The sequence below is a fragment of the Streptomyces lichenis genome (assembly GCF_023218175.1).
Classification (GTDB): domain Bacteria; phylum Actinomycetota; class Actinomycetes; order Streptomycetales; family Streptomycetaceae; genus Streptomyces; species Streptomyces lichenis.
The window spans coordinates 25,856-51,530 of the sequence record NZ_JALPTH010000008.1 but is presented as its reverse complement, the minus strand read 5'-3'; the positions used below and the strand labels follow the sequence as shown (position 1 = coordinate 51,530).

Here is a 25,675-nt window from a genome sequence, read left to right as displayed (position 1 = left end):
CCGTGAGCACGCCCGAAGAACGTCCGCAGCCCGTGGACGTCCCTCTGATCAGCATCGGCGCCCCCGCCGCCCAGGGCTGCGGCGACGGCTGCGGCTGCGGTGAGGCCGGCGAGGAGGTGTACGAGTGCGGGCTGGACCCCGCGCTCGCCGCACTGCTGGTGAACGCCGGACTCGACCCCGTACTGGTCGAGGACGTCGCCTACCGCGCCATCGAGGAGGACCTGGACGGCGGGGTGGACGTCACCTCCGCCGCCACCGTCCCCGAGGACGCCGTGGCCACCGGTGACTTCACCGCCCGCGAGGCCGGCACCGTGGCCGGCATCCATGTCGCCGAGGCGATCCTCTCCGTGGTGTGCGAGGAGGAGTTCGCCGTCGAGCGGCACGTGGCCGACGGCGACCGGGTCGAGGCCGGGCAGAAGCTGCTCTCGGTCACCACCCGCACCCGCGACCTGCTCACCGGCGAGCGCAGCGCGCTCAACGTGCTGTGCCGGCTCTCCGGCATCGCCACCGCCACCCGCGCCTGGGCCGACGCCCTGGAAGGGCACAAGGCGCAGGTCCGCGACACCCGCAAGACCACCCCGGGGCTGCGCGCGCTGGAGAAGTACGCGGTCCGCTGCGGCGGCGGCGTCAACCACCGGATGTCCCTCTCGGACGCCGCGCTGGTCAAGGACAACCACGTGGTCGCGGCCGGTGGCGTGGCCCCCGCCTTCACGGCCGTACGGGAAGCCTTCCCGGACCTGCCGATCGAGGTCGAGGTGGACACCCTGCACCAGGTCCGCGAGGTGCTGGAGGCCGGCGCCGACCTGATCCTGCTGGACAACTTCACCCCGGCCGAGACCGAGGAGGCCGTCACCCTGGTGGCCGGCCGCGCGGTCCTGGAGTCCTCCGGCCGGCTCACCCTGGCCAACGCCGCCGCCTACGCCGCGACCGGCGTCGACTACCTGGCCGTGGGCGCCCTCACGCACTCCTCGCCGATTCTCGACATCGGCCTCGACCTGCGCGAGGCCGGCGACCTCACCGAGGGCGGCGGCCTCACCAGCGCCGGAGCGGACGCAGAGGCGGACCGGGCCTGATGCTGCTCACCATCGACGCGGGCAACACCCACACCGTGCTGGGCCTGTTCGACGGCGAGGAGATCGTCGAGCACTGGCGCGTCTCCACCGACCCGCGCCGCACCGCCGACGAGCTGGCGGTGCTCTTCCAGGGCCTGATGGGCATGCACCCGCTGCTCGGCGACGAGCTGGGCGACGGCATCGAGGGCATCGCCATCTGCTCCACGGTGCCCTCCGTCCGGCACGAGCTGCGCGAGGTCACCCGCCGCTACTACGGCGACGTCCCGGCGATCCTGGTGGAGCCCGGCGTCAAGACCGGGGTGCCGATCCTGACGGACAACCCCAAGGAGGTCGGCGCGGACCGGATCGTCAACTCGGTGGCCGCCGTCGAGCTGTACGGCGGCCCGGCGATCGTGGTCGACTTCGGCACCGCCACCACCTTCGACACCGTCAGCACCCGAGGCGAGTACGTGGGCGGGGTGATCGCCCCCGGTATCGAGATCTCCGTGGAGGCCCTGGGCGCCCGCAGTGCCCAGCTCGGCAAGATCGAGCTGGTCCGCCCGCGCAGCGTGATCGGCAAGAGCACCGTCCACGCCATGCAGTCCGGCATCGTCTTCGGCTTCGCCGGCCAGGTGGACGGCATCGTGCGCCGGATGAAGCGCGAACTGGCCGGCGCCCACGGCGACCCCGACGACATCACCGTCATCGCCACCGGCGGCCTCGCGCCGATGGTGCTCGGGGACGCCGAGGAGATCGACGAGCACGAGCCCTGGCTCACCCTGATCGGCCTCCGCCTGGTCTACGAGCGCAACATCTCCCGTATGTGACGCTCCCGGAGCCGGGGTGGGCAACGCGCCCGCCAACGCCGCAGTTCAGACGGTTTGTCCTGTCGGCGCGTATCGTCGGCCCATGCCCACCCCCTACGGATCCCGCGGCGGACTGGCCTTCGCGCCGGAGGAGCTGAGGGTGCTCCGCCGCGCCCTCAGCCACGCCCTCCACCCCGCGCCGCTCGCCGACGAAGACGTGCAGGACTGCCTCCGCCTCGCTGGCACCGTGGCGGAGGCGGTCAGCGAGGCCGAGCGGATGCGGGAGTTCGTCCTCGACGACCTGGGGCGCTACCGGGCCGCGCTGCCCGGCTCGGCGGCCGGTTACCTGGAGCTGCTGCGCGACGCCCTGGCCGCCGGGTACGACCCGGGCTCCGACGACCTGGCCGCCCTGCGCGCGCTGCGCCACCGGCCGGCCGCGGCGGCCCTGCTGGAGCGCTGCCGGGTGCTGGCCGAGCACTCGCTCCGCGCCCGCCTCGCCGGGCGGCCCGTCACCCCCGGCCCGCGCTCCCCACTGCGCGCCCTCCCCGGTGGCCGGGCCGCCGCGGACCCGGCCGGGTCCGACGACGGCGAAGAGTCCGCGCCCCGCCCGGCGCCGCCCGCGCCGCATCCCGACCGCCCCTCGCCCACCCCGGCGGGCCGCCCGGTGCCCAAGCCCACCGAGGTCTTCCCGCCCCGGCGCCGCCCGGACGCCCCATCGCCGGAGCGCCGCCCCGACCGCCGGGTGGCCGGATAGCCGGGGCTACCCTGGTCGCATGGACTACGTATCCGCGCTCCTGCCCCCCGTCGTGATGGCCGTGTTCTTCATCGGCCTCGTCGTGACGATCATCAAGAGCCAGGGCGGACCGAACAAGGCCAAGGAGGACGCCGCGGTGGACGCCGCGCTCGCCCGCGCCGAGGCCGCCCGCCAGTCCGACGGCACCGCCGCCCCCGGCCGCGGCTGACCCGGCGGGCCCACGGCCCGCGGCCCGGCCCCCGAGGGCGTACGACCGTCTCACCGTCGTACGCCCTTTTCGCGCGTCCGGTGCCGCGCCCCTTCCAGCGCTCTCCCCGGCCGCGCGCGGACCCCTCTCCCGGTCAATAAGCCATGGGCCCGAATTGTCCCACTATGGTGGGTACTGTGCCGCGCCAATTGGGAGACCTCGAAGACGCCGTGATGACACGCGTCTGGCAATGGAACCGCCCGGTCACCGTGCGGGAGGTCCTGGAAGACCTCCAGCGGGAACGGCCCATCGCCTACACCACGGTGATGACCGTGATGGACAACCTCCACCAGAAGGGCTGGGTCCGCCGGGAGGTCTCCGGCCGCGCCTACCGCTATACGGCGGTTTCCACCCGCGCCGCCTACTCGGCGGCACTGATGAACGAGGCCTGGTCCAAGAGCGACAACCCGGCGGCCGCGCTGGTCGCCTTCTTCGGCATGATGTCCGCCGAGCAGCGGCAGTTCCTCCAGGACGCGGTCCGTATCGTGCAGCGGGACGCCCCGGAAAGCGCCCCCGCCCCCGAGGAAGGGGAAGGCGCCGGGGAAGGGGGAGAGCCCGGGGGTCCCGGGAGTGCCGAAGGGCGATAGCGTCCAGCCATGTCGACCAGCCAGCGCCCCCCTGCCCATCCGGCCGCCGCAGGCGGGAAAGCCGTCACGGTGCGCCGTGCCCGTACCACCGACGTACCGGCGCTCCGCAGACTCCTCGACTCCTACGTCACCGACGGCATCCTGCTCGACAAAGCCAACGTGACCCTTTACGAGGACATCCAGGAGTTCTGGGTCGCCGAACGCGACGAGGACGCCGCGGTCGTCGGCTGCGGCGCACTGCATGTGATGTGGGAAGACCTCGCCGAAGTGCGCACTCTCGCCGTGGACCCCTCCTTCCTGGGCGCCGGAGTAGGCCACCGGTTGCTGGGGAAGTTGTTGCATACGGCCCGCTGGCTGGGCGTGCGGCGGGTATTCTGCCTCACCTTCGAAGTGGACTTCTTCGCGAAGCACGGCTTCGTGGAGATCGGTGAGACTCCGGTGGACGGAGATGTCTACAGCGAGCTCCTCCGCTCCTATGACGAAGGCGTCGCCGAGTTCCTCGGTCTCGAACGGGTGAAGCCGAACACCCTGGGGAACAGCCGTATGCTGCTGCACCTCTGATGGGAACCCCCGGGAACCCGCGGGAACCCCTGGGGAAGCCTCACCCGAAGCCCCCGGGCCCGCCATCCCCCGGCTGAATGTCCGAAACGCGCACCTTTCCCGCGCTGTCGGGGAACTGAACCTCTCCCAGGGGTTTGTGTTTTCGCGGGAAAAGCGGTTTCCTTTCCGCGTACTGCTTTTTCGATGAAAGGAAATCCGGTGGCACAGAAGGTTCAGGTCCTTCTTGTCGACGACCTCGACGGCGGCGAGGCGGACGAGACGGTGACGTTCGCTCTGGATGGCAAGTCCTACGAGATCGATCTCACCACCGCGAACGCGGACAAGCTCCGCGGTCTGCTGGAGCCGTACACCAAGGGCGGCCGCCGCACCGGCGGGCGTTCGGCGACCGGCCGCGGCAAGGCCCGCGTGGCGGCGGCGTCCGGCGGCAGCCCGGACACCGCGAAGATCCGCGCGTGGGCGAAGGAGAACGGTTACGAGGTCAACGACCGCGGCCGCGTTCCGGCGACCGTCAAGCAGGCCTACGAAGCCGCGAACGGCTGAGCCGGCCACCCGGCCGGTTCCGCCCCGGGCCGCCGGTGCCGCCCGCACCGGACCCGGTGGCACTCCGCGGCGGCCGCGGCCACCAGGCGTACGAGGCAGGGGGCGCCGTCACCAGCTGCCGCCGCGCCGCCCGGCCGCCCGGGGCCGTCCGGCGTTCCGGGTACGGCCGGCAGCACCCGCTCCAGCGCCACCCCCGGCAGCGGCGGCCGCAGCCACCGCCCCCCGGGCGCCGCGCTCCCGCTGCGACCGCCCTGCGGCCCCGCGGCCCATCCCGGCGGCAACGGGGCGTCCATCAGACCGCCGGCGCCCAGCGCCGTCAGGTCCAGCGTGATGCCGCGCCACTCCAGCCAGTCCAGCAAGGCCGGCAGCTCCTCCGCCCCGCCCGGCGCCACCAGCACCCGCATCCGCCCCCCGGCGACCGCCACCGGCCACCCCGGCCGCCCGCCGCCCAGCAGCCGCAGTACGGCGTGCCCCGCCTCGGCCGGCAGCTCCAGTACATCGAAGCGCACCCCGGTCACCAGCCGCGCCCGGTCCCGGTCCGCGCCCCCCTCGACCTCCACCGCCCAGCCGAGCCGCTCCGCGTACCACCGCGCCACCTCCCGGCCCCCCGCCGCCCGCGCCTCCGGAGCCTCCCCCCGGCGCGGACGCGGCACCGGAACGGCCCGCACCAGCGGCGGACCCGCGCCGACGGCCCGTACCAGCGGCGGACACACCCCCACGGCATGTGCCACCGGCGGATGCCCGTCCGCACGCGGCCCGGTGACGGAGTTCACGACCATGTCCACGACCATCTCGCCAGGCTACGCAGGGTGTTCGGGTCGTCGCCCGGCGTACGCGTCAGGGCGGCACTCATGTGAGTGACGGGACGCAAGGGTGTTCGCCCTTAGCTGAGGGAACCGGGGTACACCGCATGGACTGTCAGACCATGCGGGTAAGACATCCCTTGTGGGGAGGGGCGACACGCAGCCAGCGGCGTCTCACGTTCGCGCTCGGCGTACTGCCGTTGCGGGTATCTGTCTGGCCTGCGGGAACATCGTCTCGCACCATCGGGTTGGAGCATTTGTCGGCGTTCGGGTCAGGAGGCCATCGACGGGTGTCGGCAGTTGGAATGAGCGGTCCCCGCTTGCGGGACTAAGCTGCGGAAGGACAGGGAGGGGACCGACCCCTTACTGCCTGACCGCTCTGAGGAGCGATTAACGATGTTCGAGAGGTTCACCGACCGCGCGCGGCGGGTTGTCGTCCTGGCTCAGGAAGAAGCCCGGATGCTCAACCACAACTACATCGGCACCGAGCACATCCTCCTGGGCCTTATCCACGAGGGTGAGGGTGTCGCCGCTAAGGCCCTGGAGAGCCTCGGGATTTCGCTCGAGGCGGTCCGCCAGCAGGTGGAGGAGATCATCGGCCAGGGCCAGCAGGCCCCGTCCGGCCACATCCCCTTCACGCCCCGTGCCAAGAAGGTCCTGGAGCTGTCGCTCCGCGAGGCCCTCCAGCTCGGCCACAACTACATCGGCACCGAGCACATCCTGCTCGGCCTGATCCGCGAGGGCGAGGGCGTCGCCGCCCAGGTCCTGGTGAAGCTGGGCGCCGATCTCAACCGGGTGCGGCAGCAGGTCATCCAGCTGCTCTCCGGATACCAGGGCAAGGAGGCCGCCACCGCCGGCGGTCCCGCCGAGGGCACCCCCTCCACCTCCCTGGTCCTCGACCAGTTCGGCCGGAACCTCACCCAGGCGGCCCGCGAATCCAAGCTCGACCCGGTCATCGGGCGCGAGAAGGAGATCGAGCGGGTCATGCAGGTGCTGTCCCGCCGCACCAAGAACAACCCGGTCCTCATCGGCGAGCCCGGCGTCGGCAAGACGGCGGTCGTCGAGGGCCTGGCGCAGGCCATCGTCAAGGGCGAGGTGCCCGAGACCCTCAAGGACAAGCACCTCTACACCCTGGACCTGGGCGCGCTGGTCGCCGGCTCCCGCTACCGCGGTGACTTCGAGGAGCGCCTGAAGAAGGTGCTCAAGGAGATCCGCACCCGCGGCGACATCATCCTGTTCATCGACGAGCTCCACACCCTGGTGGGTGCGGGCGCCGCCGAGGGCGCGATCGACGCCGCCAGCATCCTCAAGCCGATGCTGGCCCGCGGTGAGCTCCAGACCATCGGTGCCACCACGCTCGACGAGTACCGCAAGTACCTGGAGAAGGACGCCGCGCTGGAGCGCCGCTTCCAGCCCATCCAGGTCGCCGAGCCGTCGCTGCCGCACACCATCGAGATCCTCAAGGGTCTGCGCGACCGGTACGAGGCCCACCACCGGGTCTCCATCACCGACGAGGCCCTCGTCCAGGCCGCCACCCTGGCGGACCGGTACATCTCGGACCGCTTCCTGCCGGACAAGGCGATCGACCTGATCGACGAGGCCGGTTCCCGGATGCGCATCCGCCGGATGACCGCGCCGCCGGACCTGCGCGAGTTCGACGAGAAGATCGCCGGCGTCCGCCGCGACAAGGAGTCCGCGATCGACTCGCAGGACTTCGAGAAGGCCGCCTCCCTGCGCGACAAGGAGAAGCAGCTCCTCGCCGCGAAGGCCAAGCGGGAGAAGGAGTGGAAGGCCGGCGACATGGACGTCGTGGCCGAGGTCGACGGCGAGCTGATCGCCGAGGTCCTCGCCACCGCCACCGGCATCCCCGTCTTCAAGCTGACCGAGGAGGAGTCCTCGCGGCTGCTGCGCATGGAGGACGAGCTCCACAAGCGCGTCATCGGCCAGAAGGACGCCATCAAGGCCCTGTCGCAGGCGATCCGCCGTACCCGCGCCGGTCTGAAGGACCCCAAGCGCCCCGGTGGCTCGTTCATCTTCGCCGGCCCGTCCGGTGTCGGTAAGACCGAGCTGTCCAAGACGCTCGCCGAATTCCTCTTCGGCGACGAGGACGCGATGATCTCCCTCGACATGTCGGAGTTCAGCGAGAAGCACACCGTTTCCCGCCTCTTCGGCTCCCCGCCCGGATACGTGGGTTACGAGGAGGGCGGCCAGCTCACCGAGAAGGTGCGCCGCAAGCCGTTCTCCGTCGTCCTCTTCGACGAGGTCGAGAAGGCCCACCCCGATATCTTCAATTCCCTGCTCCAGATCCTGGAGGACGGTCGCCTGACCGACTCCCAGGGCCGGGTCGTGGACTTCAAGAACACGGTCATCATCATGACGACCAACCTCGGGACCCGGGACATCTCCAAGGGCTTCAACCTCGGCTTCGCGGCCCAGGGCGACGTCAAGACCGGTTACGACCGGATGAAGGCGAAGGTCAACGAAGAGCTGAAGCAGCACTTCCGGCCCGAGTTCCTCAACCGAGTCGACGACACGGTCGTGTTCCACCAGCTCAGCCAGGAAGACATCATCCAGATCGTCGACCTGATGATCGCCAAGGTGGACGAGCGTCTGAAGGACCGCGACATGGGCATCGAGCTCAGCGGTGACGCCAAGAACCTGCTGGCCAGGCGCGGCTACGACCCGGTGCTCGGCGCCCGGCCGCTGCGCCGCACCATCCAGCGTGAGATCGAGGACCACCTCTCCGAGAAGATCCTCTTCGGCGAGCTGCGCCCCGGTCACATCGTGGTCGTGGACACCGAGGGCGAGGGTGAGGAGAAGAAGTTCACCTTCCGCGGCGAGGAGAAGACGGCCCTCCCGGACGCCCCGCCCATCGAGGCGGCCGGCGGCCCCGGCCCGAACCTCTCCAAGGAGGCGTGAGCCGACGGCTCACGCGGTCTGAGGTTCCTGACGGTCCGAAGGGGCCGTCCCGGTACTCCCGGGGCGGCCCCTTCGCCGTGCTCGCCCGTCGTCCCTCAGCAGCGGGCCGGCTTCCGCCAGGAGCACTCCACATCGGCGGGCGCAGGGGCCGTCCGCGTACGCTCCGGCCTCACGGCCTCTACCGTCCCCTTCCCCGTGTCCGACCCGGCCAGCGTCACCACCACCGCGTCCTCCACGCTCTTCACCGAGGACGCCAGATAGTCGGCGAGCACCACGGAGAACACCAGCTTCCGCCCGCCCTTGTCCATCACATACCCGGACAGCGCCGAGGCCCCGGTCAGCGAACCCGTCTTGGCATGCGCGTTCAGCGCCGCCGGGGTGCCGCACATCCGGGTCCGCAGGGTGCCGCCCTCCGCCCGGTCCGGCGCGCAGGCCACCGGCAGGGCCGCGTACCAGTCCCCGAACCACGGCTCGTCCTGCACGGCCAGCAGCAGCTTCGACAGCTCGGCGGCCGGGAACAGGTTCATCCGCGACAGCCCCGACCCGTCCACCTGCCGGATCGTCCCCGTATCCACCCCCTGCCCCCGCAGATATCTCCCCACCGCCGCCAGCCCGTCCCCCCAGTTCCCCGCACGGCCCGTCGCCTGGTGCCCCATCGCCTTGGTCAGCGCCTCCGCGTGCATGTTGTTGGACAGCTTCATGAACGGCCGCACCAACTCGCGCAGCGGCATGGAGCGATGGGCGGCGAGCGTCTTCGCGGTCGCGGGAGTCAGGCGTCCGAGTCGGATCCGGTCATCCTCCACCCGTACGCCGTGCCGGGCCAGCGCCGCCGCGAACACGGTGGCCGCGTAGCGGGTCGGGTCCTGGACGGTGATCCACTCCTTGACGGCGGCGGCCTTCAGCGGCAGCGAACCGGTGACCGCGATGGTGTTCGTCCCGTGCTCCCGCTCCACGCTCAGCGTGTTCGAGAATCCGGCCGCCCCGGTCGTGGCCCGGTTGGCCACCCGTATGCCCCCGTCGGCGGGCGTCAGCCGCACCCGGGGCCGAGCGCCCTCGGTCCCGCCCGGCACCACCTCCACGACCACCGTGCCCGCGTCGTAGTCGGTGTCCGGCGCGAGGGTGAGCGCCGAGATGGGGGCGGAGTAGTACGAGGACTCGTCGTCCGCCGCCCAGGAGCGGCCCAGCCGGTTGGCGTCGAACCGGGTGTCGTCGGCGACCAGTTGCCCGGTCACCCGCCGCACTCCCGCCGCCGCGACCCCGGCCGCCAGCCTGTCGTAGTCGGCCGCGAGGACGGTCGGGTCCCCCGTACCGCGCAGATACAGATCCCCGCGCAGTGTCCTGCCCGTCTGCCGCCCCGCAGCCAGCACATCAGTGCTGAAGCGGTGATCGGGGCCGAGGACCCCCATCGCCGCCAGCGAGGTGGCGATCTTGGTGTTGGAGGCGGGCATCAGCCGGTCGGTGCCGTTGCGCTGGTAGAGGGTGGCCCCGGTGGCCGCGTCCGCCACGACGGCGCTCACCCCGCCGCCGTCCAGCCGGGGGTCGCTGAGGATGGTGTCCAGGGCCCCCTTCAGCCCGCCGTCCGAGGGCCCCGCCCCGGCGGGCACGGCGCCGGTGCCGAGGAGCGCGGTGACCGCGAGGCCGAGGACGAGGGCGGTCAGCCGCCGGGCCGCGCGTCCGGGATGTCTCCCGAGGTCTCTCCCGTGAGTGGTCATGCCCGGAGGATGACGGAGGACGGGGGAGTGCGGAAGGAGGCGGGGCGGGAGCGGGCTAGAGGGTGGCGTGCAATCCGGCCAGTACGCGGTGGAGCAGGTCCAGGTCGTAGGGGGTGGCGGGACGTCGCCACGGTCTTGGCTGCGTGGTGGGTTCGGTGGAGTGGGGTTGTACGAAGGGGAGTTCCGCCCAGACGGCCTTGCCGCCGCCCGCCGTGTACGAGCCCCAGCGGCTGGCGAGGCTGCCGACGAGCAGCAGCCCGCGCCCGCCCTCGCTCTCCTCGTCCGGCTCCTTGGCGGCCGGGCGGGCGGTGGAGAGGTCCCACACCTCGATGACCACGCTGGCGCGCAGCCCCAACAGCCGCACCGTGACCAGGCTCAGCCCGTCCGGCTCCGCCAGGGCTGTCGTCGTCGCCGTGACGGCATTCGTCACCAACTCCGAGACGACCAGCAGCGCGTCGTCCTGTACGGGCCCGGCGCCCCACTTGGCCAGCGCCAGTCCGGTGAACGCCCGCGCGTAACCGGCGGCGGTGCGAGTGGCGACCAGGTCCAACTGGTCCCGTACGAGCAGCGGTTCGCCGTAGTAGAACGGCAGCCCGGGCCCGTTCACAGCTCGTCCAGGGAGACGACCTGGGCGTGGGCCTCGCACTCGATCTGCAGGACTAACGCGTCCTGGAGCCGGTCGGTCAGTGCGAGGTCGCGGAGGGAGGGGACGATGACGTGGCGGGCCTCCGTCCGCCTCAGCGCCTCGATCAGCTCCGCGAACGCCGAGCGCTGGACGGCCTCGAACTCGTGGAAGATCGTCGCGAGCGTGAAGACGTTCGCCTGGGCGTAGGCCTCCATCTCGCCTTCCCTGCGCCGGGCTTCCTCGTCGGGCATGTCCCGCGGCACCCGCATATAGCCGAAGATCAACGGTTTCACGGTCGCTCTCCTTGGATGACCACCCGTAGGCGTGCTTGTTCAACGCTCAGCCACTACGCGGTCGCTGAGCGTGCCATGCTTGCGCAGGCTTAGAGTGCTCCCAAGTCGGGCGTAATGCAAGCCGTTCGAATGCGTTCATTGCATCTGTTCGATACTTGCTCACGGCGTGGGGAGTCAGGGAGACTCGCCTTGGCGAGCCGTGCAAACGAAGGGACGAACCAGTGCCCACCAAGCGGCAGTTGCCGACCGCTCGTCTTCGGAGGCTCGCGCGCGAGATGCGCCGCCTGCGCAGCGAGGCCGGTCTGACCCGGGAAGAGATCGCGGCCAGCACGGCCATCAACCAGGCGACGCTGTACCGCCTGGAGTACGCGAAGGGCCGGCCGCAGAAGCGTACGCTGCTGACGTTGCTCAAGGAGTACGGCGTCGAGGAGTCGCAGCGCGAGGCGATCCTGGCCCTGTCCAGCCAGGCCGACGAACAGGGCTGGCTGCGCCCGTACCACGCCGATCTGCCGGACGAGTTGGTCGGCTACATCAGCTTCGAGTCCGAGGCGCGGAGTGTTCGGAACTACGAGGCCTCGTGCGTTCCTGGCCTGCTCCAGACGGAGGACTACGCGCAGGCGGTCGTCCGTGGCATTCTGCCCAACGTCACAGCGGGGGAGCTGGACAGGCTCGTCCGGGCTCGCATCGACCGCCGGGCGGTGTTCGAGAGCGACGAGCCCCTTGAGCTGTGGGCCATCATCGACGAGGCGGTACTGCGGAGAGGAGTCGGCGGAACCGAGGTCATGGTGGAGCAGTTGAACTACCTGACCAAGCTTGCGGCCGAGCCCTATGTGACCTTGCAGGTCATCCCGTTCAGCGTCGGAGCACACCCCGGCATGCCAGGCGGCTTCGTGGTGATGGACTTCCCGGACGCCGAGGACCACTCGTTGGTCTATATGGAAACCATGACCGGTGATCTGTTCCTGGAGACGGACGAGGATGTACGCCGGTGCAGTCAAACCTTCGACCACTTGCGAGCACAGGCGCTGAGCCCCGATGACTCCACGCGCCTGATTGCTTCAGTGGTTCGCGAGTACGTGAGAGGACGACAGCAGGGATGAACGACATGGATCTCTCCAGCGTCGAGTGGCGCAAGAGCAGCTACTCCGGCGGCACCGGGCAGTGCGTGGAGGTTGCCCGGCTTGCCGACGCCGTGGCGCTGCGGGACAGCAAGGACCCGCAGGGCCCGGCCCTGGCGTTCGCGCCGGCCGGGTTCTCCGCGTTTGTGCGCGGGGTCGCGGGCGGCGGGTTCGAGGAGCGGTAGCCCGCCCCCGTACCGCCGCGTCCGTGCGGCGCGCCCCGAGCGGCCGGGTGGCGGCTCGGGGCGTCCGCGCGAGGTCACCTCAAGGGCTCAGAACAGGTCGCGGTACTGGTTGAAGCCGGTGCCGATCCTGACCTTGGCCTTGAAGGGGGCCGCCGCCTTGCCGGTGCCCTTGTACAGCCACAGCACGCCCTGCTTGTCGCGGGCGACGATGTCGGGCTTGCGGTCACCGCTGAGGTCACCGAGGCCGGCGATCTGGGTGAACTGGCCCCAGCCGGAGCCGATCCGGGCGCGCGGGGCCAGGGTGCCGTTCGCCTTGGTCTGGAAGCGCCACAGCGCCGCATACGACGGGCGCGAGGATCAGGTAGTCGGTGGCATGTCCGTCGCGCTCCTGGTGCACGGCGAACCGGAGCGAGGTCGCCGTACCGCGCCGATGCGGATAGTCGGCGAGGCGCACCGCTCAGCGGGCCGCCTGCCGGTCGGGCCGGCCGACGTCATGGCGGAAGGGGTCGCGGCTGTCGGGCCGGGCGTACTTCTCCGAGAACGTGTCGTACGTCCGGCTGTTGGCCTCCATCAGGGCGAACAGCGGCCCGTAGAAGTCGCTGAGCTGCTGGTTGACGCGGGTGAGCCGGGCCTGCCGCTGGGCCAGGCGCAGTCCGTTGAGATACGTCAAGAGGTAGCCGACGAACGCCAGTCCGATGGTCACGATCACGGTTGCCATGGCAGGGGATGGTAGAGGGCCGCTCCTCGTGCTCCTCCCGGGTCAGTCCTTGGGTGATCCGCTGCTTTCCGCCGCCGACCACCAGGACGGGGCCAGGGAGATGGACCAGACGTCTCCTCGCGCGCGTCTGGCGGGCTCGTGCGGATCGGACTCGCCGTATCCGTGGGGATCGGGGTCGGCGACGACGAAGATCCTCGCTCCGGACTGCGGCACCCGGTACTGGTGGACGTCCTCGCCCGTCCCGTCTTCGAGCTCGATCGAGAGTCCGCGGGCGGTGAGGGCGGCGCTGAGCTGGTCGAACGTGAGCTTGGTCGCGAAGGGCCCGTACGCGGAGCGCAGCGGCTCCGGTGCCGTGGAGGCGTCGCCGGTAAAGAGGCGGTGCGCCCGCACGCTGATGCCGAAGCAGGACCACGTACCCTCGTCGTCCTCCGCGAAGGAGAGCTCCACCAGGCCGTGGTCTCGGCGCATGAGTCCGGGTGAGGTGTCGTCCAGGTAGCCGGGCCCCAACGCTGCCTCCCACTGGGCGGGCGGCGCGGAGATCCCGGCGCCCAGTATGTCGCCGTGGGTGGCCACATGAGCGTAGAAGTCCAGGTCAGTGGGGTGCATGTGATCCACTGTCCTGATCGGGGGGAGGAGGGTTCAGGAGTCGGAGCGTTGACTCGGTCACCGCCGACCCTGATCCCTCGTCCTCGTGGAGGAGGAGCCATTCCCGGACCGAAGGGGAACGGCCATACAGCTCACTGACCCTCATGCCTTCTTCGCGTGACATCAGCCTCGGCAGCGGGCCGAAGTCGTCGGGAAGTATGTCGAGCAGGCTCTGCACATGGTCACCGGTGCGCAGCGCGATCAGCAGCTCGCACCGCAACTGACGGGGAAGCGCGGGGCGATGGGACAGACTGTGCCACAGGGCGGGCCACAGGTAGTGGGTTCCGTCGGGCGCCGCGTTCGCTCGCACCCATGCCGGGTCCAGCCGCTGGCTCAGACGGAGGGTGCCTGCCCGCTCTTCCAACCTGACCAGCGAGGCTGAGTCGATGACTTTCGCCTCACGCGGCAGTTGATCGATGTTCATACGCCCATGCTGTCCCAAGCGATACGGCGAGAGCGGCCTTAGGTGTCTGATTCAGTGGGAGTGGTGTCGTAGGTCACCGGACCGATCCAAGCCTCTTGGAGGCCGCCGCCCTGGGATGGCCAGACCGCGGCGGCCACTGGTCCGCGGCTCACTCGGCGCTCCCCGAGAGTGCTCCGTGCAGGAAGACGTCCACCAGTTCCCGTGGGGTCAGGTCGGGCTCGCCGTCGGTGCGGGGTTGGGTGAAGAGCAGCCCGATGAAGAGGGCCGCGATCTGCTCCGGCGGTCGGCGCAGGGTGGCCTCTTCGGGCTCCAGCAGCTCCGCGAGGGCCGCGCGGATACGGGTGGTCGAGTCGTCGCGGCCTGCGCCGCGCACCGTGCCGGGGTGCTTGCCGCCGCCGTGCCCCAGCGAGCCGATGATCGCGCCGAGCCGGTCCATGTGCGCTTGCAGCGCCTCGGCCGCCTCGGCGAGCCGGTCGGGCAGCGGCTGGGACACGTCAATGGCGTCCAGCTCGCGGATCGCGTGCTCGGGGGAGAGCGCCTCCGCGATGCAGGCTTGCAGCAGCTGGTCCTTGTCGGCGAAGACGCGGAAGATCGTGCCCTCGCCGATGCCCGCGGCGCGAGCGATCTTCGCGGTGGTCACGGCGGAGCCGTACTCGGTGATCAGCGGGATCGCGGTGCGGATGATCATTTCGCGGCGCTGCTCCGGCGACATTCCGGGGGCGCGGCGGCGGGTGGTCTGATTCTCCTTGGGTGCTGTCATGACGACGAGCTTACGGAGTGAGCACTCACTCCGTCAATGAGTGAGTGCTCACTCCGCTGGATGGATCCGGGAGTCGGCGAAGCGCTACTAGGCCAGCCAGAGCGAGCCGCGCCGGTGCCGGGTCGGGGGGATGTCCACGGTCTCGGCGGCGTGGCGGGCCAGTCCGGTGGGGGAGTTGACCAGGCGGAGGGAAGCGCCCAGCCGGCTCCGCAGCCGTTGCCGGGCGCGGCGTTCCTCCTGGGCCGACCACCGGGCGACGGAGGGGTCATGGGTGTGCCGGGGAAAGGAGCGGAAGTCCACCTGGCGGCGGATCGCGCGGGGGCGGGGTCGGCGGGACTCGCGTACGGCGTCGGCGAGTTCGCGTGCGCTGTAGCGGAGGTCGTGGACGACGACCGAGCGGAGGGGGCTGCCGCCGGGTGGGCGGTCGGGGGTAAGGCGGTTGAGGGACAGGGGGAGGTGGTGGGCGGTGCGTGCCATCGGGCTCTCCGGGGTGACGACCGCCAGGTGTGTCCTGGCGGGGCTACCGGAAGCCGGAGGGGCCGGTCGAGCGGGTGTGGTGCATGGGGGCCACTTCAGGTCTGGGCTTGTGGGGCGGGGTTGGGGGAGGCGGCGAAGGTTGCGAGGGCGGTGAAGTCGCGGTCGCGGAGGCCGAGGCGCGGGTTGACGTGGCGGAGCAGGGCGGGGGCGGGGTGGTGGGCGGCCACGTGGGTTTCGTCGGCGGCGCTCTGCTCGTCGTCCACCCAGGCGAAGGGGCGGCCGTCGGCGTAGGCGAGCAGGGGGTCCGTCTTCCAGTGCACCCCGTCGGGGCGCTCGCGGTGCAGGGCGTCGCCGAAGTCCACGAAGGGGAGGGCGGGCAGGCCGATGACGGGGGCGATCCAGCGGTTGGCCTCGTCCATCCAGGTGGTGGCCCAGCAGAGCTCGAAGCCGAGGCGGAGGAGGGCGGGGCCGTGGGCGGGGTTGAGCCAGAGGCGCAGGGGCTTGCGGCTGGACCAGGGCCGCCCGGACACTAGGGCGGAGTCGGTCGCCCGGGGGACGCGGATGGTGGTGTAGCCCTCGGGGCGCCGCTCGGGCTGGGCCGCGTAGGGGTTGAGGGGGCCGTCCACGTCGAGGAAGAGGAGGGGGCGGCGGGGCTTGGCGGTGTGGGTCATACGTCGACCCGGACATGCGGGGGGAGGAGGTCTCGGCCGCGCAGCTCAGAGCCGGCGCTTGTGACGTGTTCCAGATGGGGCAGGTTGGCCAGATGGGAGAGATCGACCGTCACCGAGTCGATGAAGGTGAGGCGGCGAAGCGAGGGGAACACCTCTGCCAGCCGGTTCGTCGTCATCTCCTCGCTGGCGCCTCCGACGACCGCGTGCTTGACACCCTCAAGTCGCACATCAGCCGGGCACGCCGCGAGCGAGTCGGCATCGAGGGCGATGGCCTCCAGGTGCGGTAGTTCCGCCATCGCCCGCCAGTCCTCCTCCGCTATGGCCGAGGCCGGAGCGCCGATGGTACGCAACGTGGGGAAGAGCCTGAGCGCGGCCGCGAACCCCTCGCTCGGTGAATGGAGCAGCCGGAGCTGGTTCAGCGGGACGCCAGGGGGCAGGCAGCCCACGCTCCAAGACCGATTGCCGATGTGGACGGCCAGGTAGCGCAGTGCGCTCTGCGCGCCTAGTTGCCGCAGGGCACCGGCGGATTGCCCGCCCCACAAACGAAGTTCGGTGGGGGAGTGGTGGGCGAGGAGGCGGGAGAGGCGCGCCTCCGACACCTCCCTGCGCACATCCAGGTTGGCGGGATGCAGCCCCATCCGCACGATGGCATCGGCGTGGTCGTCGGAGGCCACGGTCAGCTGGAGGCCCGCCATGTCCAGCGGGGTGATGATCTCGTCTCCGTACGCCGTCGTGTCGAACCGGTGCCAAGCCCAGACGAGTTGCGAGCGCACTCCCAGGCTCGGGTGCCGGACGAACCGCGCCAGATACGGCAGCGCCGCGTCGGACTCGATGTGTGTCGCGGCGATCACGGCCATCCGGGCCTGCTCATCGTCCAGGCCGTCCGGGCCCGGGAGGAGGTCCAGCACCACCGTCCCCACGGCCGCCAGCTCCCGGGCCTCCTCCGGGGAGCCTGCCGGGATCACCTCCGCCGTGCGGTCCAGCACCTGCTGCCGTAGCGCCGGGTCCAGTTCGGCCGCCTGGTCGAGCGAGGCGGCGGTGACGCACAGGACGCGCAGGCGGGTACGGCGGTCGGGGGCGGCCTCGGCGGCGGCGAGGAGGTCGCGGACGATGTCGGCGCAGTCGCGGGGGCGGCCGTGGGCGACCGCCAGGCGGATCACGTCCTCCCACTCGTCGTCGGCGGCGTGCCCGGCGAGCAGGCCGAAGGAGCCGGTCTCCACGAGGGCCTTGGCGGCCAGGTAGTCCTTGAAGGTGCGGTGGACGAAGTCGACGGTGTCGGCGGTGGGGGCGCGGAGCAGGCCGCTGCGGTGGAGGAGGTGGCGGAAGACCGCCTCGGGGTCGCCGATCGCGGCGACGTCCGGGATGGCGGGGGCGGCCTCGGTGATGAGGGCGAGGGCGCGGGAACCGTCCATGACGTGGCGGCCGTTGACCGTCAGCCAGTAGGCGAGGCGCTGGAGGAGGCGGATCTGGGAGGCTTCGGTGAGATCGACCCCGGTGGGCGTGCCCATGTCCCGCTCGCGGTCGCGGCGGACCAGCAGCATGTCGAGGGCGGCGTCGTAGAGGGCCTTGCGGCCCCGAGGGAGGAAACCCCTGCGGTCGCGATGCAGGGCGCAGATCAGGCCGCACATGAGGGGGTTGGTGGCGAGCCTGGCCAGGTCCTGTTTGGTGCGGAGGGCGGAGAGCAGGGCCTGCTCGTGCGGGGCGTCCTCGCCCGCCGCGGTGTGCCAGCGGTGGACGAAGGCGGCGGTCTCGGCGCGGCCCATGGGGGTGAGGGAGAGGTCGGTGAAGCCCTCGGTGCGCAGCCACTCGTCCCGTACCGCCGAGGGGCGGGAGGTGACCAGCCAGCGGTTGGGGCCCTCGTAGAGGGCGAGCAGGTCGCGGAGCCAGCGGCGGGCCCGTTCGCGTTCGGGCTCGGGCACCTCGTCGATGCCGTCGATGAGGACCAGGCCCCGGCCGGTGGAGAGCACCCGGTCCACCCAGCCGTCGGGCGGGGTGAGCGGGCACCCTGCGGCGGAGAGGAAGCGGTCGGGGGTGGGCAGGCGCTCGCCGTGGCGGCTGAGGATGCGGAGGGGGAGGACCAGCGGGACGCGGTCGCGAAGGTAGGACATCCGGGGGTCGGTGGCGTCCGGGGAGGCGGAGACGGCCAGCCACTGGACCAGGGTGCTCTTGCCGGACCCCGCCACCCCGCGCAGCAGCACCCGGCCGTGCTGGGCGAGTGCCTGGTCGGCGGGGAGGGGGCCGGAGGGGAGTGCCTGGATCCAGGGCTCACCAAGGCGCGGCTCGGGGGAGGCCGTCTCCAGGGCCTCCAGGGAGAGGTACGCCCCGTCGAGCGGCCAGCGGTCGGGGGAGTTGTGCAGGTCGATGCCGTAGATCGTCAACTGGCCGTGCTTGCGGGCGATGTACTCGTGGTAGCGGCGCTCGAAGGCCGCGTCCTCGGCGAGGGGGGTCGGGAGGCGGGAGAGGAGCAGGTCGGTACGGGCGATCAGTTCGTCCTGGCCCCGGGCCTGCTCGACCAGGGCGCGGGCTACGAAGGTCGAGCGCTGGGTGAAGAACTGGAGGATGTGCAGGCAGGCCCACTCCGTGAGGGTGTCCAGGAAGCGGGCGGCGTCGGTGGAGAAGCCGTCGGGAGGGCCGGCGGCGGTGCGGAGGCGGGTGGCGAGCTGCTGGTGGCCCAGGCGGACCGCCTGGACGTCGTCCATGTCGAGGTCGCCCAGGGCGAGCAGCCGGCGGGTCAGGGCCTCGGTGACGGGCTCCGCCTCGGTGGGAGGGAAGGGCGGCTCACCGGGGCCGGTCACGGCGTCCTGGACCAGGGTGGCGGCGAGCTTGCGGACGTCCTTCTCGGTGAGGCTGCGCTTCTCGCCGCGGAAGGAGACCAGGGAGGAGAGGCGGATCCGGCGGTGGTGACCGGTGAGACCGGCGCCGGGACCGTCCGACACAAACAGCTTCTTGACCAGCGGCCCCATCACGCTGGACGCCAGACGGGTGCCGATCAGTGCGGGCTCCATGCGTCTATCCCCCCGGGTGCGTGGACAACCGATCCGAGCCTATCGGGGAGCGGGGCCGCCGGGAGGGGCGTATCCAAGAGCCCTCACCGGTGACCGGGGCCACACCGGGAGGGGGTACGGCGGTGACCGGGGCCACAGGCTCCCGGGGGTCGGTGGTGACAAGCCGCACAGGCGGTTTGGGCGGTACTACGAGGAATAGTGCTGCCGGAGGGGCGCAAGGGGCCCGCCGGGGGTGTCCTCCGCGGCCTGCTGGGGCCCGCCTGCTCCGAGATCCGGGTGAGCTGGGGGGAAAGCCGCAGATGGAGGCGTACTACGACGCGCTAAACCTTACTTTGTTAGGACATTTCGGGCATACGGCTTCGGGTTCCGCTCCTCGTCAAGAGCCCTCGTCACACCGCCTTCGCTACGACCGAATGTCGTAGATGGGGGGTTTGAGGCGGGATGGGGGGTCGGGTTACCAAGGATGAGCAACCAGCCCGGTGCACCGCTCGCACCGGGTCCGCTCTTGTCCGGAGGACTTCCCCGCATGTCGAAGCGCGTTTCGCACCCCGCCCGCAACACCGTCGTCGCCCTCGCCGCCGCCGGTCTGGGAGCGTCGATGGTGTTCGGAGGCGGTGCCGCCTTCGCCGCCGACGGTCAGGCCGCCCCCGCCAAGCAGGTCGCCGCCCAGGCCGCCGCCAAGAAGAAGCCGGCTGCCAAGAAGGCCCCCGCCTGGGTCAAGCCGGTCGCCCAGTACACCCTGAGCGCCAGCTACAACCAGGGCGGCGCCATGTGGGCCCACAAGCACTCCGGCCAGGACTTCGCCGTCCCGACCGGTACCACCGTCAAGGCCGCCGCCGCGGGCACCGTGGTCAAGGCCGGCCCCAACGGCGCCGGTGACGGCCCCGCCTACGGCAACGCCATCGTGATCAAGCACGCCAACGGCAAGTTCTCGCAGTACGCCCACCTGTCCAAGGTCAACGTGCGCATCGGCGAGACGGTCAAGGCCAACGAGGCCATCGCCAAGTCGGGCAACACCGGCAACTCCTCGGGCCCGCACCTGCACTTCGAGATCCGTACCACCCCGAACTACGGCTCGGCCCTGAACCCGGCCGCCTTCCTGCGCACGGTCGGCGTCACCATCTGACGACAGCGGGACCGATGCGCGCTGTGATGCGCTGAGAGGCGGGTGCCCTGCACGGGCGCCCGCCTCTCCGTGCTCAGCCCGCCTCGGCGCGGTGCGCCTGGGTCACCAGGTCGATGGCCACGTCCAGGACGGCCTGGCGCTTCTCGGCCTCCTCGCCCTCGACCGTCTGCATCAGCCACAGTCCGGCGTGCATGGTGAACAGCGCGCTGACGCAGCGCACCCGGTCCACCATGGAGGCGCCCGGGTCCTGGATCATCCCGGCCAGCGTGGTCATCCGCGCCTTGAAGGTCTCGCCGATGCTCAGCTCGCGCACCGTCGCCTGGTTCTCGTGCATGAAGCGGAAGAGGGGGAGCGCCCCCATCAGGGCCACGTGGTAGCGGCGCAGGATCTCCTGCTTGGTCGCCAGGGTGCGCGGCTGCTCCTCCGCCCAGGCGATCAGCTCGTCCACCGGCCTGCCCAGGTCGGCGAAGAGGCTGATGACGATGTCCTCCTTGGTCTTGAAGTGGTAGTAGAGCGCCGCCTTGGTGACATCCAGCCGCTCGGCGATCTCGCGCAGCGAGGTCTTCTCGTAGCCCTGTTCGGCGAAGAGTTCGAGGGCCACGTCCTGGATGCGCTGACGGGTGTTGCCTCTGCTCATGGTCGCCTCACGGGTGCGAATCGGTCCGAACAAAACTTACTTGACGCCCGGCTAGTAGCCAGTCTACCTTCCAGTGTAGTAACTAGCCGGGCGGCAAGTAAGCAACGGGAGACAGTTCATGAGTACGCCAGCTTCACCAGATCGCAGTTCCGGGGCGGCGGCCCCGGCAGCGGCGGCCGACGAGGGCAAGCCCGCCCGGAGCGTACGGGTCGTGCTGCTCGCGCTCATGATCGCGATGCTGCTCGCCATGCTGGACAACATGATCATCGGCACCGCCATGCCGACGATCGTCGGTGAGCTGGGCGGCCTGGAGCACCTCTCCTGGGTGGTCACCGCCTACACCCTGGCCACCGCGGCCTCCACCCCGATCTGGGGCAAGCTCGGCGACCTCTACGGCCGCAAGGGCACCTTCCTCACCTCGATCGTCATCTTCCTGATCGGCTCCGCGCTCAGCGGCATGGCCCAGGACATGGGCCAGCTCATCGGCTTCCGCGCCGTGCAGGGCCTGGGCGCCGGCGGTCTGATGGTCGGCGTGATGGCGATCATCGGCGATCTGATCCCGCCCCGGGAGCGCGGCAAGTACCAGGGCATGATGGCCGGCGTGATGGCCCTGGCCATGATCGGCGGCCCGCTGGTCGGCGGCACCATCACCGACCACTGGGGCTGGCGCTGGTCGTTCTACATCAACCTGCCGCTCGGCGCGGTGGCCCTCGCCATGGTCACCGCCGTGCTCCACCTGCCCCGCAAGGAGCGCACCGGCCGGGCCAGGATCGACTACCTGGGCGCCGGACTGCTGACCGTCGGCATCACCGCGATCGTGCTGGTCACCACCTGGGGCGGCACCGAGTACGCCTGGGGCTCCGCCACCATCGTCGGACTGATCGCGCTCGGCGTCGCCGCCCTCGCCGCGTTCGTCTACGTGGAGACCAAGGCCGCCGAGCCGGTCGTCCCGCTGCACATCTTCCGCAGCCGCAACTTCACCCTGATGTCGGTGATCGGCTTCCTCACCGGCTTCGTGATGTTCGGCGCGGTGCTCTTCCTGCCGCTGTACCAGCAGTCGGTGCAGGGCGCCTCCGCCACCAACTCGGGGCTGCTGCTCCTGCCGATGCTGCTGTCGATGATGGCCGTCTCGCTGGTCGCGGGCCGGGTCACCACCAGCAGCGGCAAGTACAAGGTCTTCCCGATCGCGGGCGGCGCGCTGATGGTCATCGGGCTGTTCCTGCTCGCGCAGATGGACACCGGCACCTCCCGGCTCACCTCGGGCCTCTACATGGCGGTGCTCGGCGCCGGTATGGGCTTCCTGATGCAGATCACCATGCTGGTCGCCCAGAACAGCGTGGAGATGAAGGACATGGGCGTCGCGTCCTCGTCCACCACCCTTTTCCGCACCCTCGGCTCCTCCTTCGGCGTCGCCATCATGGGCGCGCTGTTCAACAGCCGGGTGCAGGACGAGATGGCGTCCCGCGGCGGAGGCAGCCTGGCGTCCGCCCAGCTGGACGCGGCCAGCCTGGCCAAGATGCCCGAACAGGCCCGTGAGGCCTATCAGTTCGCGGTCTCCTCCGGCATCCACGGGGCCTTCCTGCTCGGGTCGGCCATCGCGGTGCTGGGCTTCGTGGCGGCCTTCTTCGTCAAGGAGGTCCCGCTGAAGGGCGCCGGACCCCAGCCCACCCCGCCCGCCGGGGACGGGGCGAAGAACCCGCCGCTGGTGGACGCGGCCATCTGAGCGACAGATGTACGAGGAGGGGGCCGGCCCATGCACCACGGGCCGGCCCCCTTCGGTGTGCGTTCAGCCCTTCAGGGCGCCCCGGACATCCTCCAGGGCGACGAACTTGAAGCCGGTCGAGGCCCGTCCACCGTCCTGCGGGTCCCCGGCCCGGCCGTCCTGGACCACCAGCAGCCCGTGCGGGTAGCGTCGGCCCAGCGGGGCGTTCAGCACCGCCGCACCGTCGCACTCCTCGGCGCCGTCCAGCGGCCCGCGCCCCGCCACGACCCGGAAGCCGCCCGCGTACGCCGTGCCGGACCCGTACCCCGGTGTACGCGCCGCCGTCCGGCGGTCGTACGCGGCGAAGGTGTCGTCCCCCTGGCTGGAGGCCAGCAGCCGGCCGCCCCCGCCGCGCCCGGGGAGCAGGGTCAGCCCCTCGACGTCCGCCGCCAGGTGCCTCCCGCCGAAGCCGGGGTCGGCGCCGGGCGCGCACTCCTCGGTCTCCTCGTCGTAGGTGCCGGGCACGCCGAACTCCCGGACCTTGTCCAGCAGCACCGGGGCGCCGGTCAGGTCGGCGCGGACGCGCCAGATGCCGACGTCCTCCTGGCCCGCGTAGAGCACCCGGTGCGCCGGATCCACCACCATGCCCTCGACCTGCGGCTGCTCGCCCGGCTCGGCGCACGGCGACCAGGAGCGGCCGTTCGGCAGCCGGAAGGAGGCCGGCAGGTCCAAGGTGCGCACGGTCCGGTAGGTGACCGTGCCGCGTGCGGTGGGCAGCAGCTCCAGCAGCGCGATCCGGGTCCGCTCACGCCGGCTGACCAGGGCGTACGAACGGCCGCTGGCCTCGTCGGTCCAGGTGGCGAGCCCGTAGGCGGTGCGCTGCTCGTTGATCTCGCCCTGGCCGCCGGCCGAGAAGACGGGCGGCGCGGCCGGGTCGGTGACATCGGTGAGCGGGGCCGCCCCGGAGCGGCCGGGTGCCGTGATCCGGTACACCCGCAGCCGGTCGCGGCCCCGGTCGGTGGTGACGGCCGCATCGGCAGGGCGGGAGCGGTGTCCGGCCTTGCCACCGGTGCCCAGGCGCAGTCCGTGCACCAGGTCCACGTTGTTGAAGCGCCCCGGGGCGTCCTCGGGTCCGGGCGCCGGGGGCGCGGGGACGCTCTGCACCACCCGGGCGTCCAGGTCGTAGACGCGCAGCCCGCCCTCCTTGGCGGTGGCGACGACCAGACTGCGGTCCGGGTCGGCCGGGTTGCGCCAGATCGCCGGGTCGTCGGCGTCCGCGTTGCCGCCCGCCTCGTCGTCGTGGAGCGTGGGCGTGTCGGCGCGCGGGGTGACGGCGGGCAGGACGGGCCGATCGTGTCGTTGGCCGGGGTGCTCCGGGCCTGCGGCGGTGACCGGGGGCGCGGCGGTCGCCAGGACGGCGAGGGCCGAGCCGAGGAGGGCGAGAGCGGTCAGCCGGGTGGGACGGTGCCTCATCGACGGGACTCCTGACGGAATCAACGGGACTCCTGACGGACGGGGACGGGACTCGTACGGTCGGTGAGGAGCGTCCGGCCGCCGGGTGTACGGGGCGGGTACGGCTCCCCAGCGGCCGGTGTGCCCCCGGTGAACGCGGGGCGGGTGACCTCCGTACGCCTCCGGCCCCGGGGCCGTCCGCCGCCCCGCGCGGGATACCGGGGGGGTGCGGGGCTGTGGCTACCGCTCCTCCCGGGCCCCCGGCAGTCGCAGGACCGGGAAGCTGCCGGTGGCCGTGGGGGCGTGCTCGGGGAGCCACAGCACCGCGATGGCGCCGCCGGACGCCGCTGCCCGCTCCGGGCCCGGCGCCAGACCGCCCGCGGCCGTACCGGCACCCGTCGCCGTCCCGGCACCCGTCCCCGTCCCCGTACCGGCACACGTCCCTGCGGCCGTACCGGCACCGACACCCGTCCTAGTCCCCGTACCGACACCCGTCCCTGCGGCTGTACCGGCCCCCGCCCCCGTACCGGCACCCGCCCCAGTCCCCGTACCGGCCCCCGCCCCCGTACCGGTCCCGGCGCCCCGAGGCTCCGCGGGCTCGGGCGGGAGGTCCGTCGTCGGGGCGGCGTTGCGGAAGGTGAGCCGGGCGCCCAGCACCCGGGCCTGGCCCGCGGCGATGGTGAGGCCCAGCCCGTGGCCGTGTCCTGCCCGGTCGCTGGAGCCGGTGCGGAAGCGGCTCGGGCCCTCCCGCAGCAGCTCCGCCGGGAAGCCGGGGCCGTGGTCGCGGACCCGGACCACCCGGCCCTCGACGGTGACCTCCACCGGGCCCCGGCCGTGCTTGGCGGCGTTGGCCAGCAGATTGCCCAGGATCCGCTCCAGCCGGCGCGGGTCGGTGTTCACCCACGACTCGTGCACCACCCGCAGCGCCACATCCGGGTGGAGGGTCCGCACCCGCCGGGCCACGAACTCGCCCAGCGCGATCTCCTGGAGCTCGGCCCGCTCGGAGGCCCCGTCCAGCCGGGCCACCTCCAAGACGTCCTCCACCAGGGTGCGCATCGCCTGCGCCCGGTCCCGTACCAGCTCGGTCGGCCGGCCCGGCGGCAGCAGCTCCGCCGCCGTGAGCAGCCCGGTCACCGGGGTGCGCAGCTCGTGCGCGATGTCCGCGGTGACCCGCCGCTCGGCCTCGATCCGCTCGTTGAGCGCGTCGGTCAGCGCGTCCACCGCCCGGGCCAGCTCGTCCGTCTCGTCCCGGACGACCCCGCCGACGGCGTCCCGCACCCGTACCTCGGTGTTGCCCTGGGCGACCTTCCCGGCGGCCGTGGCCGCCTTCCGCAGCCGCCGCGAGAGCTGGCCGCCGATCAGCACCCCCAGCGCGCAGCCGCCGAACACGGTGGACACCGAGCCCACCACCAGGGCCTGGTCCAGATCGTTCATGATCGTCGCCGAGCGGTCGGCGAACCGGGTGTGCAGCGACAGCACCTCGCCGTTGGCCAGCGGAACGGCCGCCCAGACGTCCGGCGCCCCGCCGTCCCGCTCGGCCACATAGGTGGCCTTCCGCTGCTGCCCGATCAGGTCGTCCAACGCGGCGGGCAGCGCCGGGTCGTTGAGCTTGGCGCCGAACTTGGGGTCGCCCTTCGGCTTGGCCGACTCGTACATCCGCTGGGCGAACAGCAGCCGCTCCATCTGCACGTCCCGGGCGTTGTCCAGCATGGACACCCGGGCGGCGTTGTGGACGACCAGGCTGAGCGCGGCCGCCACCAGGGCGCCCACCCCCGCGATGGCGAGCGAGATCTTCCAGCGGACCCCGGTACGCGGGACGAACCGTCTCACCATGCCCTCACCACGGCGCCGCGCCG

26 protein-coding genes are annotated in these 25,675 nt (G+C 71.7%); 12 read left to right on the top strand and 14 right to left on the bottom strand.

Annotated features, from left to right (window positions below):
- Nucleotides 1-2 precede the first annotated feature (2 nt).
- From nadC to M1O15_RS10660, 7 genes are all read left to right on the top strand, one after another.
- Nucleotides 3-1,073: a carboxylating nicotinate-nucleotide diphosphorylase gene (gene nadC / locus M1O15_RS10690; RefSeq protein WP_248633243.1), complete on the top strand. Its 1,071-nt coding sequence runs from the start codon at nucleotides 3-5 to the stop codon at nucleotides 1,071-1,073.
- Nucleotides 1,073-1,879, top strand: coding sequence for a type III pantothenate kinase (locus M1O15_RS10685; protein WP_248633242.1), 807 nt, complete (start codon nucleotides 1,073-1,075; stop codon nucleotides 1,877-1,879). Before nadC ends, M1O15_RS10685 begins: the two co-directional genes overlap by 1 nt.
- A 112-nt stretch (nucleotides 1,880-1,991) precedes the next feature.
- On the top strand, nucleotides 1,992-2,612 hold the full coding sequence (locus M1O15_RS10680; RefSeq protein WP_248633483.1) for a hypothetical protein: 621 nt from the start codon (nucleotides 1,992-1,994) through the stop codon (nucleotides 2,610-2,612).
- A gap of 19 nt (nucleotides 2,613-2,631) precedes the next feature.
- Nucleotides 2,632-2,820 (top strand): hypothetical protein, encoded by a 189-nt coding sequence (locus M1O15_RS10675; RefSeq protein WP_248633235.1) that lies wholly within the window; start codon nucleotides 2,632-2,634, stop codon nucleotides 2,818-2,820.
- 176 nt (nucleotides 2,821-2,996) lie between these two features.
- Nucleotides 2,997-3,446: a BlaI/MecI/CopY family transcriptional regulator gene (locus M1O15_RS10670; protein WP_248633233.1), complete on the top strand. Its 450-nt coding sequence runs from the start codon at nucleotides 2,997-2,999 to the stop codon at nucleotides 3,444-3,446.
- 9 nt (nucleotides 3,447-3,455) lie between these two features.
- Nucleotides 3,456-4,007: an amino-acid N-acetyltransferase gene (locus M1O15_RS10665; RefSeq protein ID WP_248633231.1), complete on the top strand. Its 552-nt coding sequence runs from the start codon at nucleotides 3,456-3,458 to the stop codon at nucleotides 4,005-4,007.
- 198 nt (nucleotides 4,008-4,205) lie between these two features.
- Nucleotides 4,206-4,547, top strand: coding sequence for a histone-like nucleoid-structuring protein Lsr2 (locus M1O15_RS10660; protein WP_248633229.1), 342 nt, complete (start codon nucleotides 4,206-4,208; stop codon nucleotides 4,545-4,547).
- Here M1O15_RS10660 and M1O15_RS10655 read toward each other — a convergent pair.
- Nucleotides 4,526-5,338, bottom strand: a complete 813-nt coding sequence (locus M1O15_RS10655; RefSeq protein WP_248633227.1) for an SCO3374 family protein — start codon at nucleotides 5,336-5,338, stop codon at nucleotides 4,526-4,528. The genes M1O15_RS10660 and M1O15_RS10655 overlap by 22 nt on opposite strands.
- A gap of 408 nt (nucleotides 5,339-5,746) precedes the next feature.
- Between M1O15_RS10655 and M1O15_RS10650 the strand changes: the two genes are divergently transcribed.
- A complete protein-coding gene (locus M1O15_RS10650; protein ID WP_248633225.1) occupies nucleotides 5,747-8,269 on the top strand; it encodes an ATP-dependent Clp protease ATP-binding subunit in 2,523 nt (840 codons plus the stop codon).
- A gap of 95 nt (nucleotides 8,270-8,364) precedes the next feature.
- Here the strand turns inward: M1O15_RS10650 and dacB are convergent, their stop codons facing one another.
- From dacB to M1O15_RS10635, 3 genes are read right to left on the bottom strand one after another with little or no spacing between them, the layout of a single operon-like run.
- Complete coding sequence (gene dacB, locus M1O15_RS10645) at nucleotides 8,365-9,981, bottom strand: D-alanyl-D-alanine carboxypeptidase/D-alanyl-D-alanine endopeptidase (protein WP_248633224.1); 1,617 nt, start codon at nucleotides 9,979-9,981, stop codon at nucleotides 8,365-8,367.
- 55 nt (nucleotides 9,982-10,036) lie between these two features.
- Nucleotides 10,037-10,588, bottom strand: a complete 552-nt coding sequence (locus tag M1O15_RS10640) for an ATP-binding protein (RefSeq protein ID WP_248633222.1) — start codon at nucleotides 10,586-10,588, stop codon at nucleotides 10,037-10,039.
- On the bottom strand, nucleotides 10,585-10,899 hold the full coding sequence (locus tag M1O15_RS10635) for a recombinase family protein (protein ID WP_248633220.1): 315 nt from the start codon (nucleotides 10,897-10,899) through the stop codon (nucleotides 10,585-10,587). Before M1O15_RS10635 ends, M1O15_RS10640 begins: the two co-directional genes overlap by 4 nt.
- A gap of 221 nt (nucleotides 10,900-11,120) precedes the next feature.
- Between M1O15_RS10635 and M1O15_RS10630 the strand changes: the two genes are divergently transcribed.
- Both M1O15_RS10630 and M1O15_RS10625 read left to right on the top strand, forming a co-directional pair.
- Complete coding sequence (locus M1O15_RS10630; RefSeq protein WP_248633218.1) at nucleotides 11,121-11,999, top strand: helix-turn-helix domain-containing protein; 879 nt, start codon at nucleotides 11,121-11,123, stop codon at nucleotides 11,997-11,999.
- Entirely contained in the window at nucleotides 11,996-12,202 is a 207-nt protein-coding gene (locus M1O15_RS10625; RefSeq protein WP_248633217.1) for a DUF397 domain-containing protein, read from the top strand. Before M1O15_RS10630 ends, M1O15_RS10625 begins: the two co-directional genes overlap by 4 nt.
- Before the next feature lie 457 nt (nucleotides 12,203-12,659).
- Here M1O15_RS10625 and M1O15_RS10620 read toward each other — a convergent pair whose 3' ends face one another.
- The 7 genes from M1O15_RS10620 to M1O15_RS10590 form a co-directional block, all read right to left on the bottom strand.
- Nucleotides 12,660-12,920: a hypothetical protein gene (locus tag M1O15_RS10620; RefSeq protein WP_372499433.1), complete on the bottom strand. Its 261-nt coding sequence runs from the start codon at nucleotides 12,918-12,920 to the stop codon at nucleotides 12,660-12,662.
- 42 nt (nucleotides 12,921-12,962) lie between these two features.
- Nucleotides 12,963-13,526: a hypothetical protein gene (locus tag M1O15_RS10615; RefSeq protein ID WP_248633215.1), complete on the bottom strand. Its 564-nt coding sequence runs from the start codon at nucleotides 13,524-13,526 to the stop codon at nucleotides 12,963-12,965.
- On the bottom strand, nucleotides 13,513-13,989 hold the full coding sequence (locus M1O15_RS10610; protein ID WP_248633211.1) for a hypothetical protein: 477 nt from the start codon (nucleotides 13,987-13,989) through the stop codon (nucleotides 13,513-13,515). The genes M1O15_RS10615 and M1O15_RS10610 overlap by 14 nt, the downstream gene beginning before the upstream one ends.
- Before the next feature lie 148 nt (nucleotides 13,990-14,137).
- On the bottom strand, nucleotides 14,138-14,749 hold the full coding sequence (locus M1O15_RS10605) for a TetR/AcrR family transcriptional regulator (protein ID WP_248633209.1): 612 nt from the start codon (nucleotides 14,747-14,749) through the stop codon (nucleotides 14,138-14,140).
- Between the two features lie 87 nt (nucleotides 14,750-14,836).
- Nucleotides 14,837-15,226: a hypothetical protein gene (locus M1O15_RS10600; RefSeq protein WP_248633207.1), complete on the bottom strand. Its 390-nt coding sequence runs from the start codon at nucleotides 15,224-15,226 to the stop codon at nucleotides 14,837-14,839.
- A gap of 95 nt (nucleotides 15,227-15,321) precedes the next feature.
- Nucleotides 15,322-15,897 carry an HAD domain-containing protein gene (locus M1O15_RS10595; protein WP_248633205.1) on the bottom strand — a complete coding sequence of 192 codons (576 nt, stop codon included), beginning with the start codon at nucleotides 15,895-15,897 and terminating at the stop codon, nucleotides 15,322-15,324.
- Nucleotides 15,894-18,902, bottom strand: coding sequence for an NACHT domain-containing protein (locus tag M1O15_RS10590; RefSeq protein WP_248633203.1), 3,009 nt, complete (start codon nucleotides 18,900-18,902; stop codon nucleotides 15,894-15,896). Before M1O15_RS10590 ends, M1O15_RS10595 begins: the two co-directional genes overlap by 4 nt.
- Before the next feature lie 526 nt (nucleotides 18,903-19,428).
- Between M1O15_RS10590 and M1O15_RS10585 the strand changes: the two genes are divergently transcribed.
- Nucleotides 19,429-20,028: a M23 family metallopeptidase gene (locus M1O15_RS10585; RefSeq protein ID WP_248633201.1), complete on the top strand. Its 600-nt coding sequence runs from the start codon at nucleotides 19,429-19,431 to the stop codon at nucleotides 20,026-20,028.
- 73 nt (nucleotides 20,029-20,101) lie between these two features.
- Here M1O15_RS10585 and M1O15_RS10580 read toward each other — a convergent pair whose 3' ends face one another.
- Complete coding sequence (locus M1O15_RS10580) at nucleotides 20,102-20,665, bottom strand: TetR/AcrR family transcriptional regulator (protein ID WP_248633199.1); 564 nt, start codon at nucleotides 20,663-20,665, stop codon at nucleotides 20,102-20,104.
- A 118-nt stretch (nucleotides 20,666-20,783) separates the two neighbouring features.
- Between M1O15_RS10580 and M1O15_RS10575 the strand changes: the two genes are divergently transcribed.
- Nucleotides 20,784-22,388 (top strand): MDR family MFS transporter, encoded by a 1,605-nt coding sequence (locus M1O15_RS10575; RefSeq protein WP_248633197.1) that lies wholly within the window; start codon nucleotides 20,784-20,786, stop codon nucleotides 22,386-22,388.
- Nucleotides 22,389-22,451: 63 nt separating this feature from the next.
- Here the strand turns inward: M1O15_RS10575 and M1O15_RS10570 are convergent, their stop codons facing one another.
- Together M1O15_RS10570 and cseC are read right to left on the bottom strand one after the other, a co-directional pair.
- Nucleotides 22,452-23,840, bottom strand: coding sequence for a phytase (locus tag M1O15_RS10570; protein WP_248633195.1), 1,389 nt, complete (start codon nucleotides 23,838-23,840; stop codon nucleotides 22,452-22,454).
- A 219-nt stretch (nucleotides 23,841-24,059) separates the two neighbouring features.
- The gene (gene cseC, locus M1O15_RS10565) at nucleotides 24,060-25,649 is read right to left on the bottom strand and encodes a two-component system sensor histidine kinase CseC (RefSeq protein ID WP_372499456.1); all 1,590 of its coding nucleotides are present in this window, start codon (nucleotides 25,647-25,649) and stop codon (nucleotides 24,060-24,062) included.
- Nucleotides 25,650-25,675 lie beyond the last annotated feature (26 nt).